General features: G+C 69.9%; 12 protein-coding genes and 1 pseudogene. 5 read left to right on the top strand and 8 right to left on the bottom strand.

What is annotated here, in order from left to right; genetic code table 11:
• The 4 genes and pseudogenes from DFQ14_RS06265 to DFQ14_RS06280 all read right to left on the bottom strand — a co-directional run.
• Positions 1 to 679 (bottom strand): annotated as a pseudogene (locus DFQ14_RS06265) (formate dehydrogenase); the annotation flags it as partial.
• A gap of 195 nt (positions 680 to 874) precedes the next feature.
• The gene (locus DFQ14_RS06270) at positions 875 to 2,299 is read right to left on the bottom strand and encodes a phytoene desaturase family protein (protein WP_114452064.1); all 1,425 of its coding nucleotides are present in this window, start codon (positions 2,297 to 2,299) and stop codon (positions 875 to 877) included.
• A gap of 8 nt (positions 2,300 to 2,307) precedes the next feature.
• Positions 2,308 to 2,598 (bottom strand): hypothetical protein, encoded by a 291-nt coding sequence (locus DFQ14_RS06275; RefSeq protein ID WP_114452065.1) that lies wholly within the window; start codon positions 2,596 to 2,598, stop codon positions 2,308 to 2,310.
• Positions 2,599 to 2,755: 157 nt separating this feature from the next.
• Complete coding sequence (locus tag DFQ14_RS06280; protein ID WP_114452066.1) at positions 2,756 to 3,724, bottom strand: sigma-70 family RNA polymerase sigma factor; 969 nt, start codon at positions 3,722 to 3,724, stop codon at positions 2,756 to 2,758.
• A gap of 375 nt (positions 3,725 to 4,099) precedes the next feature.
• Between DFQ14_RS06280 and DFQ14_RS06285 the strand changes: the two genes are divergently transcribed.
• Entirely contained in the window at positions 4,100 to 4,903 is an 804-nt protein-coding gene (locus tag DFQ14_RS06285; RefSeq protein ID WP_246195385.1) for an alpha/beta fold hydrolase, read from the top strand.
• A gap of 44 nt (positions 4,904 to 4,947) precedes the next feature.
• On the opposite strand, the gene DFQ14_RS06290 is transcribed toward DFQ14_RS06285, so the two are convergent.
• The gene (locus DFQ14_RS06290) at positions 4,948 to 5,706 is read right to left on the bottom strand and encodes an SDR family NAD(P)-dependent oxidoreductase (protein WP_114452067.1); all 759 of its coding nucleotides are present in this window, start codon (positions 5,704 to 5,706) and stop codon (positions 4,948 to 4,950) included.
• Between the two features lie 95 nt (positions 5,707 to 5,801).
• A complete protein-coding gene (locus tag DFQ14_RS06295) occupies positions 5,802 to 9,122 on the bottom strand; it encodes a carboxyl transferase domain-containing protein (RefSeq protein WP_114452068.1) in 3,321 nt (1,106 codons plus the stop codon).
• Positions 9,123 to 9,214: 92 nt separating this feature from the next.
• Here DFQ14_RS06295 and DFQ14_RS06300 point away from each other — a divergent pair, with 92 nt between their 5' ends.
• The 3 genes from DFQ14_RS06300 to DFQ14_RS06310 are packed head-to-tail and all read left to right on the top strand — an operon-like array spanning position 9,215 to position 11,588.
• The gene (locus DFQ14_RS06300) at positions 9,215 to 9,898 is read left to right on the top strand and encodes a TetR/AcrR family transcriptional regulator (RefSeq protein WP_246195387.1); all 684 of its coding nucleotides are present in this window, start codon (positions 9,215 to 9,217) and stop codon (positions 9,896 to 9,898) included.
• Entirely contained in the window at positions 9,895 to 10,842 is a 948-nt protein-coding gene (locus tag DFQ14_RS06305; protein ID WP_246195389.1) for an SDR family oxidoreductase, read from the top strand. Before DFQ14_RS06300 ends, DFQ14_RS06305 begins: the two co-directional genes overlap by 4 nt.
• Positions 10,839 to 11,588 (top strand): SDR family oxidoreductase, encoded by a 750-nt coding sequence (locus tag DFQ14_RS06310; protein WP_114452070.1) that lies wholly within the window; start codon positions 10,839 to 10,841, stop codon positions 11,586 to 11,588. The genes DFQ14_RS06305 and DFQ14_RS06310 overlap by 4 nt, the downstream gene beginning before the upstream one ends.
• Positions 11,589 to 11,675: 87 nt before the next feature.
• Here the strand turns inward: DFQ14_RS06310 and DFQ14_RS06315 are convergent, their stop codons facing one another.
• Positions 11,676 to 12,548: an SDR family oxidoreductase gene (locus tag DFQ14_RS06315; protein WP_114452071.1), complete on the bottom strand. Its 873-nt coding sequence runs from the start codon at positions 12,546 to 12,548 to the stop codon at positions 11,676 to 11,678.
• Positions 12,549 to 12,753: 205 nt separating this feature from the next.
• Entirely contained in the window at positions 12,754 to 15,318 is a 2,565-nt protein-coding gene (locus DFQ14_RS06320; RefSeq protein WP_114452072.1) for an ATP-dependent Clp protease ATP-binding subunit, read from the bottom strand.
• Between the two features lie 330 nt (positions 15,319 to 15,648).
• Here DFQ14_RS06320 and DFQ14_RS06325 point away from each other — a divergent pair, with 330 nt between their 5' ends.
• Entirely contained in the window at positions 15,649 to 15,954 is a 306-nt protein-coding gene (locus DFQ14_RS06325) for a GNAT family N-acetyltransferase (RefSeq protein ID WP_114452073.1), read from the top strand.
• The last annotated feature ends 9 nt before the right edge of the window (positions 15,955 to 15,963 follow it).

The following is a 15,963-nucleotide window of genomic DNA, read 5'->3' on the forward strand; positions in this document are numbered from 1 at the left end:
CGGCCATGTTCGAACCCTCGATGACGATGCAGTCGGAGTTCTGCAGATCCTGCTGGAAGGTCGTGGCCCCACCGCGCCCGAACGAGGTTCCCAGACCGGGAACCGTGGCGGAGTGTCAAATGCGGGCCTGATTTTCGACCTGGATCGCCCCCATGGCCGTGTAGAGCTTCTTCATGAGGTAGTTCTCCTCGTTGTCGAGGGTCGCACCTCCCAAGCTCGCGATGCCCATCGTGCGGCGCAGGCGGCGGCCCTGCGGGCCACGGTCCTGCCAGGTCTCGTCCCGGGTGGCGATCACCCGTTCGGCGATCATGTCCACGGCCGTGTCGAGGTCGAGGTCTTCCCACTCGGTGCCGTAGGGCCGCCGGTAGCGGACCGTGAGCTGCCGCGTCGGGGCATTGACCAACTGCTCGCTCGCGGCCCCCTTGGGGCACAGCCGCCCCCGCGAGATCGGGCTGTCGGGATCACCCTCGATCTGGGTGACCTGCTCGTCCTTCGAGTACACCAACTGCCCGCAGCCGACCGCGCAGTACGGGCACACCGACCGGGTGACCCGGTCGGCGGTCTCCGTTCTCGAGCGCAGCGAACTGCTGTGTTCGGACTGTGCCGCCGCACCACGGCCCAGCGGGTCGTTGCCCACGAACTGGCGCACGACCGGCCACGACCGGAATCCGCTGCTCATCACCGACCGCCCCTTTACGCACAGTGCAGCTTCCTGCAACAGGCTGCGTCGGCCTGCACCACGCCGCAACTTGGCGACGACCTCGGCGGCTGCGCTCGAGGAGCGGACACAGCAGCGACAGCTGCGAAGACAGCAGGTCACCGGGCCACTGCCGCGCCATCATGATCTTTCTCACCCGGCACGCAGCAGGCGAGCTCACCGCGCGGTGCGGAGCGAGCGCAGCGCGGAGCGAGCGGCGTTGAACCCGCACATCCCGTGCACTCCCCCGCCGGGAGGTGTGGCCGCCGAGCACAGGAACACACCGGGAACGCCGGTGCGGTACGGGTCGACGGCCACGCGCGGGCGCATCGCCAACTGCAGTGCGGTGTTGGCGCCGATGATGATGTCGCCGCCTGCGTAGTTCGGGTTCTCCCGTTCCAGATCCGCCGTCGAGCGCACCGAACTGGCGACGATGCGCTCCCGCACCCCGGGGGCGAACCGCTCGAACTGGTCGAGCACAGCACCCGTGGCATCGCCGGTGTAGCCGTGCGGGACGTGGGCATAGGACCAGACCGGATGGACGTCGCCGGACGAGCGGCCGGGATCGGCGAGATACTGCTGGGCGACGAGAACGAACGGGCGCTCGGGCATGCGCCCCCGGTAGGCGTCCCGCTCGGCGGCGGCGATCTCGGCGAAGGTCCCGCCGAGGTGCACGGTGCCCGCCCGGCGGCACGCCTCGTTGCGCCACGGCACCCCGCCCTCCACGGCGAGGTCGACCTTGAACGCCGCGGGAGCACGGCGATAGCGGGTGTAGGCCCGTCGGATCCGTGCGGGCAGCCGGTCCCCCAGTATCGTGGCGGCCTCCCGCGGAGGGAGATCGAGCATCACCACCTCCGCCGGGGGCAGCTCCGCGAACGAACGCACCCGCACTCCGGTCTCGATGGTGCCGCCGGCCTCGGTGAGCAGTCCCGCCAGCGCACCGGTGATCGCACTGGAACCGCCCCGGGCCACCGGCCAGCCGAACCGGTGCCCGGTCGAGGTCATCATCAGCCCCACCGCCGAACTGACCGGTCGCGTCAGGGGATGGGTCACGTGCGCGGCCACCCCGGCGAACAGGCCGCGTGCCTCGTCGGTGCGCCAGCGGTGTGCGAGGACGGCAGCGGGCTGCACCGCTCGCAGCCCGAAACGTGCGAGGTGCACCGGGTGTTTCGGCGCGTGGAGCACCGGACGCATGATGTCCTCGGTCACACCGTCGTCGACGCCGGAGGCGAGTGGTTCGAACAAGGCGCGCCAGACCGGTCCGTCGACACCGAGGCCGCTCGCGGTATCCGCGGGCGAACCGACCAGCACGCCCGCGCTGCCGGAATCCAGCGGGTGCGCGACGTCGATCTCGGGCCACAGCCACTCCAGGCCGTGGCGCCGCAGCGGCAGCGACCGCAGGAACGGGGAAGCGGCTCCCAGCGGGTGCACCGCGGAGCAGTGATCGTGCCGCACTCCGGGCACCGTGAGCTCACCGGTCCTGGTCCCACCGCCGATGTTGTCCGCGGCCTCCAGGACCGTGACCTCGAAGCCCTGCCGGGCCAGGGTCACGGCGGCGGCCAGCCCGTTCGGCCCGGATCCCACGACGATCGCGTTGCTCACACCCGCAACTATTCAGGCTCGGCGGGCTTGCTCGCCAGTTGGTATGCCCGCGCTCGCGAGACGCCGAGCTCCTCGGCGATGCGGGCATAGCTCATGTTGCGCTCCCGCATGTCCCGGACGGCCTGGCGCGTGATCTCCGCGTACAGCGTTTCGAACTTCTTGGCGTTCGCCCGTACCCGGCGGGCGGATTCGATCCTGACGACCGGGTCGTCGATCCCGGCGAGCTCGGTGTGCAATGCCTCGATCAGCTGCAGGACCTTGGCCGCCGGCTGTTGGGCGTCGGTCTCGTCGGTGGTCATGAGCCGAGCGTATACCCCGGGTCTACACAGCACGTGCTGTGCCGTGCAGACCCCGATATCCGTGGCCTTCCGGGAGGCTTGTGCACCCTTTCGACAAGGGCCTCCGACAGCTCGGCTGCTCGGGCCGAGCAGCGAGCTCGAGTTCCCGGGCGGCTTCTCAGCTCGCCCAGGCCGTCAGCGGCCGGCTGCGCTCGGGGCGGCGCAGATTCGCCAGGGCCTGCTTTTCCAGCTGGCGGATGCGCTCCCGGGTCAGACCCAGGCGTGCGGCCACGTTCTGCAGCGTGTGCTGATGCCCGTCGTGCAGGCCGTACCGCAGGGTGATGATGGTCGCTTCGCGCTCGGGCAGGGAATCGAGCACCGTGCGCATCTCCTCGGTGAAGGCCTGCTGCTCGACGATGTCGGTCGCGCGCGGCGCGTCCATGTCCTCGACGAGGTCGCCGATGCTCGTCTCGCCGTCCTCGCCCACCGGCACGTCGAAGCTGACCACATCACGCGCCGACCGGCGGAGCTCGGTGAGCTTGTCCACCGAAACGCCGGCTTCGGCGGCAAGTTCTTCCGTGGTCGGTTCCCGCTCGAGACGCACCCCGAGCTTGCGCTCCAGGCGGTCGAACTTGTTGAGCTGCTCCACCACGTGGACCGGCAACCGCACGGTGCGCCCCTGCTCGGCGAGCCCGCGGTTGATCGACTGCCGGATCCACCAGGTGGCGTAGGTGGAGAACTTGTAGCCCTTGGTGTAGTCGAACTTCTCCACGGCGTGGATCAGGCCCGCGTTGCCCTCCTGGATGACGTCGGCGAAGGGCACTCCCCCGCGGAGCTGCTTTTTGGCCACCGACACGACCAGCCGCAGGTTGGCGCGGATCATGTACTCCTTCGCACGCCGGCCGTCCCGGGCCACCATCGCGAGATCGCGGCGGTCCTCGTCCGAAACCTCGCGCTCACCGGCGTCGGCCCGGCGCAGCAGTTCGGCGGCATACACTCCCGCCTCGATGCGCTTGGCCAGCGCGACCTCGTCATCGGCGGTCAGCAGCGGCGTCGAGCCGATCTCGTTCAGGTACTGCCCCACGAGATCCTGGTCACTGTGCGTGTCGGCAACACGGCCCTCCGCCGGTGCCTTCATCTCCGTCATGAACCCCCCTCATGGCATACGGTGCCGCTCGGGCTCGACCGAATCGGCAAACACGACAACACCTCACCGCGGCCGGCAACGCAACGGACGTCGATCGGCACGTGGCCGCACTCGTCTGCGAGGTCGAAGCATGCGACGAATCACGAACATCGCGTCGGCTATCGCGGCAATCTTCGGAAAGCATCCGGATCCGGGCTGTTCAACGCAGCAGCCCGGGCCTGCATTCCCGCTCGCGCACATTCGCGGACGCCGATGAGTTTCGGCGGCGATCAACCCGGGTACCACCGGCGACAGCGCGCATGTGGATCGCCCGGCAGCGCTCGTCCCCGGGCCCCTCCCCGATCCGGGGAGCAGCAGTACACGGCAGGAGGTCCCATGGCAGCCATGTCCGCGGCCCCACCGGACGAGTACCTGGTGCGCTACACCCCCACTCCGCAGGGACGCGTCCGCAGCAGAACGATCGGCCGGGACCACGAGCACGCGCCACCCGTGGTGTCGCTGATGGGCATGGCGGTCTCGGACTACCTGATGCCGGCGGTGAGCGCTCTGGCGGAAGGGACGCAGGCCCACCTGGTGGACCTGCCGGGCCTGGGCGGGAGCGGGCCCGCCACACAGCCCCTGGACGTCGCCGGCTACGCCCGGTCGGTCTGCGCCTGGCTCGACGCCGCCGAACTGCCGCCCGTGGTGCTGATCGGCAACTCCAGCAGCACCCAGGTCGCCGCGCACGTCGCGGCGATGCGGCCGCACCGGGTGTGCGCCCTGGTGCTGGCCAGTCCGACCGTGGATCCCACGGTGCGATCCTGGCCCCGATTGCTGTTCTTCTGGCGCCGGGACTCCCAGTACCCGCTGCCCGGGCTGCAGCAGCAGCACACACCGGAATGGGTCCGCGCCGGGATGCGGCAGCTCCTGCACCTGATCTCGGTGCACCTGAAGGATCGCCTCGACGACGTCATCGGCACGGTGCGCTGCCCCGTGCTGGTCCTGCGCGGCGACCACGACAGGATCTCCACCGAGGCCTGGGCGAGACGGATCGCCGAGCTCGCCGCCGACGGCCGGTTCGCCGCCATGCCGGGCCCGCACAGCTTCGTGTGGGCCTCTCCCACCGCCTGGTGCGAGCCGATCCGCCTGCTCGCGGCCGAAGCTCGGCAGTGCGACTCCCCGGAAGGCACTCGAGACTGACCGGCGGGCACCGGCCACGGCCGTGCCGCAAGCACGCTGTGTCATCAGCTGATGGTCAAACCGCCGTCGACCACGGTGGTCGTGCCGGTCTGGTACCCCGACGCCGGGGAGGCGAGGTACACGACGGCCGCCGCGAGTTCCTCGGGGTCGCCGGCACGGGCGATCGGCAGCCCACCCAGCTGGGATTCGAGGTAGCCATCGGGATACTGCTCGGTCATCTCCGAGGCGAAGAAACCGGGCGCGATGGCATTGACCCGGATGTTCTTGCGCCCGCTCCACTGGGCGGCCAGGTCACGGGTCAGCCCGAGCAGCCCTGCCTTGGAGGCCGAGTAGGCGGCCTGGGGCAGGCCCGCGGTGACGAGCCCGAGCACGCTGGAGACGTTGACGATGGAACCTCCGTTGCCCATCACCGCACCGGCTGCCTGCGCCATCCAGTAACAGCCCATCAGATTGACGTCGATCACCGAGCGGAACTGCTCCGGGGTCTCCCGGGAGGCCGGGACGGCGGTGCCCACACCGGCGTTGTTGACCAGGACACCCACGGTGCCGAACTCCGCTGCCCGCTCGGCCAGCCGGTGGCACTGCTCCGGGTCGGCGACGTCGGTGGGCACGCACAGCGCCCGGCGACCGGCTGCCTCCACCAGCGCGGCGGTGTCCTGCAGCTGGTCCGAGCGCCGCGCGCCCAGCACCACATCGGCGCCGGCTTCGGCCAGCCCCTTGGCGAAGGCCACACCCAGCCCCGACGAGGCGCCCGTGACGATCGCGACCTGCCCGTCGAGACGGAACCTGTCCAGAATGCTCATGGATTCTCCCTGTTCGTTGCGTGCCCGTGCCGGTGCGTGCCGGAACGCGCGAGTACCTCGGGGCCGAGCGCATCGAGCTCCGGCACTGCCGCTGCTCACCAGGTGTCGATGAAGGGCATCCGCTTGCCGGGGTGTTGCCGGCCGGCGGTCTCGCCGGTGAGGGTCTCGATGATCCAGTGCCGGGTGTCGGCGGGGTCGATGACGTCGTCGAGCTCGAAGACCGAGGCGGCGTTGAGCGCCTTGCCCTGCTCGTAGGCCTGACCGACCAGGCGGTCGAACTCGCGCTGCCGCTGGTCGGCATCGGCGATGGCTTCCAGTTCGCGCCGGTAGCCGAGATGCACGGACCCCTCCAGTCCCATCGCACCGACCTCACCGCTGGGCCAGGACACCGTCGCCACCGGTGCCGTGAAACTGCCGCCCGCCATCGCCTGGGCACCGAGCCCGTAGGCCTTGCGCAGGATGACGGTGCACAGCGGGACGGTCATGTTCGCCCCGGTGACGAACAACCTGCTGAAATGCCGCACGGTCGCGGTCCTTTCCGCCTCGGGGCCGACCATGAAGCCCGGCGTGTCACACAACGACACGACCGGAAGGCCGAACGCCTCGCACAGGTGCAGAAACCGCGCCGTCTTGTCCGCCGCGTCCCGGTCGATCGCACCGCCGAGATGTCCCGGGTTGTTCGCCACGAGACCCATCGGGTGGCCTGCGATCCGTACCAGCGCCGTGCGGACACCGACACCGAAGTCGCGGCGCAGTTCCAGCACGGAATCGGTATCGGCGAGGGTCTCGATCGCGGTGCGCACCTCGTAGACCCGCCGCCGGTTCTCCGGGACGACATGCCGCAGCAACCGCTGATCGGCACAGTCGAACTCGTCTGCCCGCCCCTGGAAGTAGGACAGGTACCGCTTGGCCGTGGCGACGGCTTCGGCCTCGTCCTCCACGACGATGTCGACGACGCCGTTCGCGGACTGCACCTCGACCGGCCCGACCTCCTCCGGACGGACGGTGCCGAGCCCGCCGCCTTCGATCATGGCCGGACCGGCCATCCCGATGGTCGCCTCCCGGGTGGTGATGACCACATCGCAGCAGCCGAGCAACGCGGCGTTGCCCGCAAAGCACCGGCCCGAAACCACACCGATCAGCGGAACCAGGCCGCTCAACCTGCCGAACGCCCGAAAGGAATCGACGTCCAGACCGGACACCGAGGTCGTGTCGGTGTCTCCGGGCCGCCCGCCGCCACCCTCGGCGAACAGCACCACCGGCAGCCGCTTGCGCTCGGCGATCTCCAGCATCCGGTCGGTCTTGCGGTGGTTGAGCAGTCCCTGCGTGCCCGCCAGCACCGTGTAGTCGTAGGACATCGCCACGCACCGGCTGCGCTCGGCCCCCATGTGCTCGCCGTTGACCTGCCCGATGCCGGCGACGAGACCGTCGGCCGGGGTGTGGTCGACCAGGTCCTGCAGCGACCGGCGCCGCCGCTGGGCGGCGATGGTCAGCGGCCCGTACTCCACGAAGGTTCCGGGGTCGCACAGATCGTCGAGGTTCTCGCGTGCCGTGCGCCGACCGATCCTGCGCCGCCGCTGCACGGCCTCCGGTCGTTCTTCGTCGCGCCCGGCCGCGTGGCGACGGTGCACCTCGTCGAGGCTCGCCGGGACGGAGTCCACATCCGGTGGTTCGGTCTCCGGGACCGGATCCGCGCCTTCGCCGTGGTCGTCGGCCGAGACGAACAGCAGCGGATCACCCTCTTCGAGGAGATCCCCCGCTGCGGCGGCCACGTGCCGCACCGCCCCACCGGCAGGCGCGCTCACGACATGCTCCATCTTCATGGCCTCGAGCACGGCGAGCGGCTGCCCGCGCTGCACAGCACCGCCCTCCTCGACCTGCACGCGCAGCACCGTGGCCCGCATGGGAGAGGCCACCGCGCACGTGTCCGGAACGGACTCCGGGGCGTGCGGCTGCTGCGCCGGATCCGGTGCTGCGGTGCTGCCGGGGTCGTCGAAGGGCGGACGCCGCGGTGCGGAGGTGCCTGCCGTGCCGAGCTCGGCGAGATGCTGGGGGACGAACGTCGTGTCGTAGCCACCGGACGCGAAACCGGGATGGGCAAGGATCCCGCGCAGCAGCGGCACGTTGGTCGCGGGCCCGGAGATCGCGAACTCGCCGAGCACCCGGTGAGCCCGTGCCGCGGTCGCCGCGAAATCCGGTTTCGGCACGTGCACGATCACCTTGGCCAGCAGCGAATCGAAGCGTGTCCCGGCGTCGTATCCCCGGTAGCCGTGGGAGTCGACCCGGACGCCGGGCCCGGCGGGCACCTCGAACGTCGTCAGCGTGCCCGCCGAGGGTCTCGCGTTGCCGTGCTCGTCGATCGTTTCCAGATTCACCCGAGCCTGCAGGGCGAATCCGCGTGGCCGCGGGACGGCGTCCTGCCGCAATCCGAGATCTCCCAGCGAGGCTCCCGCCGCGATCCGCAGCTGGGTCTCGACCAGATCGATGCCGGTGATTTCCTCGGTGACCGTGTGCTCCACCTGCAGCCGCGGGTTGGCCTCCAGGAAGTGGACGCTCTCCTGCGAGTCGGTCTCGGTGTCCACGAGGAATTCGAACGTACCGAGACCGCGGTAGCGCGCGTGCTCGGCCATGCGCACCGCCGCCGCGAGGACACGCTCGCGCAGTCCGGCAGGCAGGGCCGGGCTCGGCGCCACCTCGATCAGCTTCTGATGCTGTCGCTGAATGCTGCAGTCCCGCTCCCACAGGTGGGTCACCGCCCCGGTGCTGTCACCGGCGACCTGCACCTCGATGTGCCGGGCGCGCGGCAGGTACCGCTCGATGTAGACAGCATCATGGCCGAAGACGTGGCGGGCTTCCGACGTGCAGTGCTCGAAGGCCGCTCGCAGCTCGCCGGGATCGCGCGCGATCCGCATCCCGCGGCCGCCGCCACCGGAGAGCGCTTTCACCATGACCGCGCCGCCGGCGGGCAGGCTTTCGAGGAACTGCCGGGCCGCCTCGACGGTGGTGGGGCCCGCGGTGCCGTCCAGTACCGGTACATCGAGCTCCGCCGCCAGGGCACGCGCCCTGGTCTTGTCCCCGAACAGTTCGAGCGATTCCGGATCGGGGCCGACGAAGGTGATGTTCTCCCGCAGGCACCGGGCGGCGAACTCCGCGTTCTCGGCGAGGAAGCCGTACCCGGGATGCACCGCCGAGCATCCGGCGTGGTGAGCCACGGTGATCAACTGCTCGATGTCCAGGTACGCACCCGGGCCCGAGCCGTGCAGCGCGTGCGCCTCGTCGGCCATGTGGCGATGCAGCGAGTGCTCGTCGTCGGCGGAGTACACCGCGACCGTGCGGATCCCCAGATCAGCGGCCGCCCTGATCACCCGGACGGCGACCTCCCCGCGATTGGCCACCAACACAGCCGAGAAGCCCACGGGCACCTCCACCACACGGACGGGCCGGGCAAGCCCCGGCCACGCGTTGTGTTGACATTGACGTCAACGCCAACAGCAACATAATGAAACACATGCCCGCCGCACAACCGTGGTCGGCCCGGGTCGACCACGACCGGCTCGACAGCCACACCCGCGCCCTGCTGCTCGACGCCGCGAAACTCGCGTTCGAAACGCTCGGCTTCGCGCGGACGACGGTCGACGACATCACCCGGCGTGCGGGAGTCTCGCGGGCCACCTTCTACGTCTACTTCGCCTCCAAAGCCGACGTGTTCGGAGTGCTGGCCGAGCGGTTGCGGGACTCGCTGCTGCGGGCCCAGGAAGCCCACGGCGTCGACCTCACCGACCCGGTGGCGGTGGCCGAAACGACCGTGGCGGAATTCCTCGACGTCTACGCCGAGAACCTGGCCTTCATCACGGTCCTCGAGCACCAGGCCCTGTCGGACGAGCATCTGCGCACCACGTGGCACGACGTTCGCGAGCGATTGCTCAAACGCGCCACCCGGTTCGTCGAGCGGCTGGTGCAGCAGGGCCGCGCGCATCCGGCCGCCCCGACCGACATCGTCGCCACCGCCGCCTCCGGGATGATCACCCGGTTCGCACCGACGGTCGCCACCGAACCCGGCGAGCGGCCGCGGATCCTGCGGCACCTGGTGGTGCTGTACCTGCAGCTGCTCGGAGTCGAATCCGGACGCGAGCAACCACACGAGCACGCCCCGGCCCGGGGCGACCGAGACAACACCGAGGAGCAGAGTTGATCCGCGAGGAAACCGGACCACCCCCGCAGCGCGGCCGGGACAGGATCCTGATCACGGGCGGTGCCTCCGGGTTGGGCCGGGCGATGGCCGCCCGGTTCGCCGCCGCAGGGTGGCGGGTGGCCATCGCCGATCTCGACGCGGACGCCGGTGAGCGCGCTCGCGTCGAGCTTGCCGGAGCGGTGTCGTTCCACCCCCTCGACGTGCGCGACAGCATCGGCTGGGCGCGAGTGCGGCAGTGGTGCGAGCGCGAGTGGGGCGGTCTCGACGTGCTGGTCAACAACGCCGGGGTGGCCGTGGCCGGCCGGATGGAGGCGGTGAGCACCGACGACTGGGACTGGATCCTGGACATCAACCTCAAAGGCGTGGTCCGGGGATGTCGGGAGTTCGCCCCGCTGTTCACGCGGCAGGGACACGGCCACCTGATCAACATGGCCTCCATGGCCGGGTTGATGAACCTGCCCGCGATGAGTTCCTACAACGTGTCCAAGGCCGGGGTGATCTCGCTGTCGGAGACGCTGCGCTACGAGCTCGCACCGCACGGCGTGCACACGACGGTCGTCTGCCCGGCCTTCGTGCAAACCGACCTCGACCGCCACATGCGCGCCGCGGATCCGTCTCTGGTGAACACCACCGCCACGCTGATGGCCGCCTCGAAGGTCACCGCCGACGACGTGGCCGAGCGGGTGTTGCAGGCCGTGCACCGGCCCCGGTTCCTGGTCCTGACGCACCGCGAGGGCCGTATCGCCTGGCGGGTGAAGCGGTTCGTCCCGGCACTGGTCGACCGGGTGGTGGCGCGAGGCTGGCGGCGGGCGCGAGCCCGGTCGACACAGGCCGGCGGAAACAGCCCGGCCACGGAGGTCCCGGTCACAGGAGACGGGGCCGCAGAAGACGGGATCACAGGGGACGGCAAACACCGGAAAGCAGGAAACGGCGGGCACCGATGACACGCGACAACATCCTGATCACCGGCGCGAGTTCGGGACTCGGCGCGCAGATGGCCCGCGAGTTCGCCGCTCGCGGGCGCAATCTCGCGCTGGCGGCACGCCGGATCGACCGACTCGAGGAACTGCGCACCGAACTGCTGTCGAACCACCCCGACATCGCGGTGTCCGTCCGGACGCTCGACGTCACCGACCACCGGCAGGTTTTCGACGTGGTCGAGGGGTTCCGCACCGACCTGGGCGGGCTGGACCGGATCATCGTCAACGCCGGGCTGGGCAAGGGTCAGCCGATCGGCTCCGGACGCTTCGACGCCAATCTCGAAACCGCGCAGACCAACTTCGTGGCGGCCCTGGCCCAGTGCGAAGCGGCGATGGCGGTGTTCCGGCAGCAGCAGGCCGGGCATCTGGTGGTCGTGTCCTCGATGAGCGCGCTGCGGGGCATGCCCCGGAACATGACGACCTACGCGGCGACCAAGGCCGGCGTTTCGGCTCTCGCGGAGGGCATCCGGGCGGAGATGCTCGGCACACCGATCGCGGTGACCACGCTGCATCCCGGCTTCATCCGCACCGAGCTCAACGAGAAAGTGGCACGGACCCCGATGCGGGCGAGCCTCGAGAAGGGCGTGGGTTCGATGGTGCGCGCGATCGAAAAAGAGCGGGCCACGGCGTCGGTGCCCGCATGGCCGTGGACGCTGCTCGGTCCCGTGATGCGTTTCGGTCCGCTGCGGCTCATCGCCAAGGCCGGCTGATCGGCAGCGAGTCCGCGGGCCGAATCCGGCTCGCGGGCTCGCGGTCACCTCACCGCAGACCCGGCCCGCGCACCGGCCCCGGCACGCTCACCGGGCATCCTCCCGTTCCGCCGCGGGCGCGCTCGCTGCGGCGCGTGCCTCGTAGTTCTTGCGCTCGGCCGAGTTCAGCGCGTCCAGGAACATCCGCTCACCGCCCATCTTGCGGTTGACCCACTCGCCCATCCGGCGCGGCATCAACCCGCCGTAGCGCACCGACACACCGAGCGCCTTGGGAACGTAGACCTCGGGGCGCGGACGTTGCAGGACCTCCACGATCGCCTCGGCGACATCGTCCGGGGTCACTGCCCGCACTCCCCTCGTCCCTCTCAGGCCGGCCGCCAGCTCGGTCCGCACGATCGCCGGGAAGATGCCCGAGACGTCGATGCCCGCCTCGCGTACCTCCATGCGCAGCGCCTCGGTGAAGCCGGCCACGCCGAACTTCGTGGCGCAATAGGTGGCGCCCCCTCCCACCGGGATCTTGCCCGCGCCGGAGGCGAGATTGACGATGTGGCCGCTGCGGCGCGGCTTCATCCGTCGCACGGCCTCGCGGCTTCCGTGAATGACCGCGTGCAGGTTCACCGCGAGCTGCGAAGCGGTGGTGTGATCGGACTCGTCCTCGATCAGCGCGATCGGCATGATGCCCGCGTTGTTGACGAGCACGTCGATCGGCCCCAGGTCACTTTCGACCCGGTCCAGGAACGTGGTGAAATCCGCGTGATCGGTGACGTCGAGCTGCAGCGCGATCGCCGCATCGGAGCCGAGTTCAGCGGCCACCTTCTCGGCCTGTGCGAGGTCGAGATCGCCGACGGCGACCTTCGCACCTCGCCGCGCGAGAGCGGCCGCCGTCGCGGCACCGATGCCCCGGCCACCACCGGTGACCGCCACGACCTTGCCGGACAGGGAGCGGGAGTGACGTGCCATCGTCTTCTCGTCCTTCGCCGTAGGTGGTGATCCCGTCCCCGGGCACGGGGAGCCGTCACCCGGACGGCTCTGTCCCGAACAAGCGCTTGGTAACAAGCTACCGCCCGCGAGTCGGGACGTCCAGACCCCGGCACGGAAACCACCCGGCACACGTGTGGGGGATGGGATTCGCTCCCATCCCCCACAGTGGGCAGTTCACACCCTCTTACGCGGATGCGGTGGCGGCCGCGTCGACGGCGAGAAGCGGCCCTTCCGCACCGGCGTCGACCCGCAGCCGGTCACCGGCATTGAGGTCCCCGTCGAGCACCAGGTCGGCGATGCGGTCGTCGATCTCGTGCTCGATGGTGCGCCGCAGCGGCCGCGCCCCGAACTCGGGCTGGTGCCCGCGCTCGGCGATCCAGTCGATCGCCCCGGTGCTGAACTCGACCTCGATGTCCATCGCCTGCAGGCGCTGCCGGGTGTCGTCCAGCAGCAGGTTCGTGATCGTGTGCAGCTGCTCGGTGCCGAGCTTGCGGAAGACCACGACGTCGTCGATGCGGTTGAGGAACTCGGGGCGGAACTCCTCCCGCAGCCGCGGCATCAGCCGCTCCCGCAGGGGCTCGTCACTGCCCTGCTGCTCCGGCGAGGAGAAGCCGAGACGGCCCGAGCGGCTGGAGATGATCTCCGAGCCGAGGTTGCTCGTCATGATCAGAACCGTGTTGGTGAAGTCCACCGTGCGGCCCTGGCCATCGGTGAGCCTGCCGTCCTCGAGCACCTGCAGCAGGGTGTTGAACACGTCGGTGTGCGCCTTCTCGATCTCGTCGAGCAGCACCACCGAGTACGGGCGCCTGCGCACCGCCTCGGTCAGTTCACCCGCTTCGCCGTAACCGACGTAGCCGGGTGGCGCACCGACCAGCCTGCTGGCCGTGTGCCGCTCCTGGAACTCGCTCATGTCCAGCCGCACCATCCGGCTCTCGTCCCCGAACATCGTCTCGGCCAGAGCCTTGGCCAACTCGGTCTTGCCGACACCGGTCGGGCCGAGGAACAGGAAGCTGCCCACCGGCCGGTTCGGGTTGCCCATGCCGCTGCGCGAACGCCGCACCGAACGGGCCAGTGCCCGTACCGCGTCGTCCTGGCCGACGACCCGCTGGTGCAGCTCCTCCTCCAGGCGCTGCAGACGGGCCTTTTCCTCCTCGGTCATCCGGCTGACCGGCACCCCGGTCGACCGGGAGACGACCTCGGCGATGTCGGTGGCCGTGACCTCGGCAACCTCGCCGTCCCGCACGGTGTCGTCCGCGCTGTTGGCCGCCAGCTCGGCCTGCGCCACACCGATCTCGTCGCGCAACCGCGAGGCGTGCTCGTAGCGCTCCTCGGCGACCGCCCGGTCCTTGTCCCTGGTGAGCTGATCGATCCGCTGCTGCAGCTGCTGAGCGTCTTCGGCCGGCGTCAGCTCCTGCAGCCGTTTGCGCGCCCCGGCCTGATCCATCAGGTCGATCGCCTTGTCCGGCAGGAACCGGTCGGTCAGGTAGCGGTCGGACAACCGGGCCGCGGCATCCACCGCTTCCTCGGTGTAGTGAACCCGGTGGTGGTCCTGGTAGCGCTCCTTGAGCCGGGACAGCACCGCGATCGTGTCCTCCACGGTCGGCTCGTCCACCTGCACCGGTTGGAAACGGCGCTCCAGTGCCGCGTCCTTCTCGATGTTCTTGCGGTACTCGTCCAGCGTCGTCGCACCGACCACGTGCAGCTCACCGCGCGCCAGTCGGGGCTTGAGCATGTTGCCCGCATCGACCGCGCCCTCGGCGCCACCGGCACCGACGACGGTGTGCAACTCGTCGAGGAACACGATGATCTCGTCGCTGTTGCTGCCGATCTCCTCGATGACCTTGGTCATCCGCTCCTCGAAATCACCCCGGTAGCGGGTGCCCGCCAGCATCCCGGACAGGTCGAGCTGCACCACGCGCTTGCCCGCCAGCACCTTCGGTACCCGGCCGTCGGCGATCCGCTGTGCGATGCCCTCGACGATCGCGGTCTTGCCCACGCCGGCCTCACCGACGAGGACGGGGTTGTTCTTGGTCCGCCGGGACAGCACCTCGATGGTCTGCCCGATCTCGGTCTCCCGACCGATCACCGGGTCCAGCTCGCCGCCCCGGGCGCGCGCGGTGAGATCCTGGCCGTACTGATCCAGGGTCGGGGTCGCGCTCTCGCCGCGCTGCTGCTGTCCGGATTGCTGCGCCGAGGGATGTTGCGCCGCCGGATGTTGCGCGGAGCCTTCCGAGGACCGCAAGTCCTCCGGGCTCGCCCCGGCGGCACCCAGCAGCCGGCCCACCTGCGAGTCCTGGGCAGCCGACATCGCCAGCAGCACGTGGTCCGGGCCGATGTAGGTCGATCCCAGCGCACGGGCCACCTGATAGGCATCCACCAACACCTTCTTGCCCGCCGCGGTCAGCGACGGGGCCTGCCGCCGCTCGCCGTCCCGGGCAGGCGGAAGTTGCTCCTGCACGGCACCGGCGAAACCGTCCGGGTCGACTCCCGCGGCTTCCAGCATTCCGCGGGTGTGCGCGTTGCGAGCTGCCGCCCACAGCAGGTGCAGGGCATCGAGGTCGGTGTGCCCACGTTCCCGGGCGTAACCGGCCGCCTCGTCCAGCAGTTGCTGCGTCTGCTGGGTCATCAGTTCGGTGATGTCGACACGACGGCCCGACCCGGGTGTCGCCCGGTCGGCTCCGAACAAGCCGGCGAGGTACTCGTCGAAGAAGCCTCGTTCGAAACCGCCCGGTCCGAAGAACGTAGCCATTCCTACCCTCCTCGACGTGGCGTCACTTAACGCCACAAAGTTGAGTCATTCGCTATCAAGAACATACACAACCTACTTGTCATTCCCAGTGTCGTTGAGCGTGATTCAAGCCACGTCAGCGGTGAGGGGCACTGCCGGGTCCTGCCGAGCTCGGATCCGCGTGGCCGTGCTGTGCGGCCCCGCGCCCCGACCCGGTCATCCGAGGGGGCCTTTCCGCGACAGCGCGGTGCGTGCAGGGACGACACAGCGCGCGAGCCAATGGCATGATCGCAAAGCAACGACCGTGGCACCGGCTACGGCGACGACGTCCGGTGAATCGTGGAGGCATCGATGGAACCGAAGGTCATCGACAACCCGGAACGAGCACGCTTCGAAGTACACGCGGACGAAGAGGTCGCGGGTTTTGCCGAATACCGCACGCACCAGCAGGTGATCGAACTTCTGCACACCGAGGTCGACTCGCGCTTCGAGGGCCGGGGCCTGGGCTCACTGCTCATCGGCGGCGTCCTGGACACCGCCCGGCAACGCGAGCTGGCCGTGCTGCCGTACTGCCCGTTCATCCGCGGGTGGATCGGCAAGCATCCGGAGTACGTCGATCTGGTGCCGCAAGATCGGCGCAGCGAATTCGAACTGTAGAGGAAGAGT

Origin of the sequence: Halopolyspora algeriensis (assembly GCF_003337235.1) — a bacterium.
Classification (GTDB): domain Bacteria; phylum Actinomycetota; class Actinomycetes; order Mycobacteriales; family Pseudonocardiaceae; genus Haloactinomyces; species Haloactinomyces algeriensis.

What these genes read in the sequence shown, in the direction of transcription:
- DFQ14_RS06275 (WP_114452065.1), bottom strand. Translation starts at nt 2,598, where the DNA reads ATGACCACCGACGAGACCGACGCCCAACAGCCGGCGGCCAAGGTCCTG.
- DFQ14_RS06280 (WP_114452066.1), bottom strand. Translation starts at nt 3,724, where the DNA reads ATGACGGAGATGAAGGCACCGGCGGAGGGCCGTGTTGCCGACACGCAC.
- DFQ14_RS06285 (WP_246195385.1), top strand. Translation starts at nt 4,100, where the DNA reads ATGGCAGCCATGTCCGCGGCCCCACCGGACGAGTACCTGGTGCGCTAC.
- DFQ14_RS06290 (WP_114452067.1), bottom strand. Translation starts at nt 5,706, where the DNA reads ATGAGCATTCTGGACAGGTTCCGTCTCGACGGGCAGGTCGCGATCGTC.
- DFQ14_RS06300 (WP_246195387.1), top strand. Translation starts at nt 9,215, where the DNA reads ATGCCCGCCGCACAACCGTGGTCGGCCCGGGTCGACCACGACCGGCTC.
- DFQ14_RS06310 (WP_114452070.1), top strand. Translation starts at nt 10,839, where the DNA reads ATGACACGCGACAACATCCTGATCACCGGCGCGAGTTCGGGACTCGGC.
- DFQ14_RS06315 (WP_114452071.1), bottom strand. Translation starts at nt 12,548, where the DNA reads ATGGCACGTCACTCCCGCTCCCTGTCCGGCAAGGTCGTGGCGGTCACC.
- DFQ14_RS06320 (WP_114452072.1), bottom strand. Translation starts at nt 15,318, where the DNA reads ATGGCTACGTTCTTCGGACCGGGCGGTTTCGAACGAGGCTTCTTCGAC.
- DFQ14_RS06325 (WP_114452073.1), top strand. Translation starts at nt 15,649, where the DNA reads ATGGAACCGAAGGTCATCGACAACCCGGAACGAGCACGCTTCGAAGTA.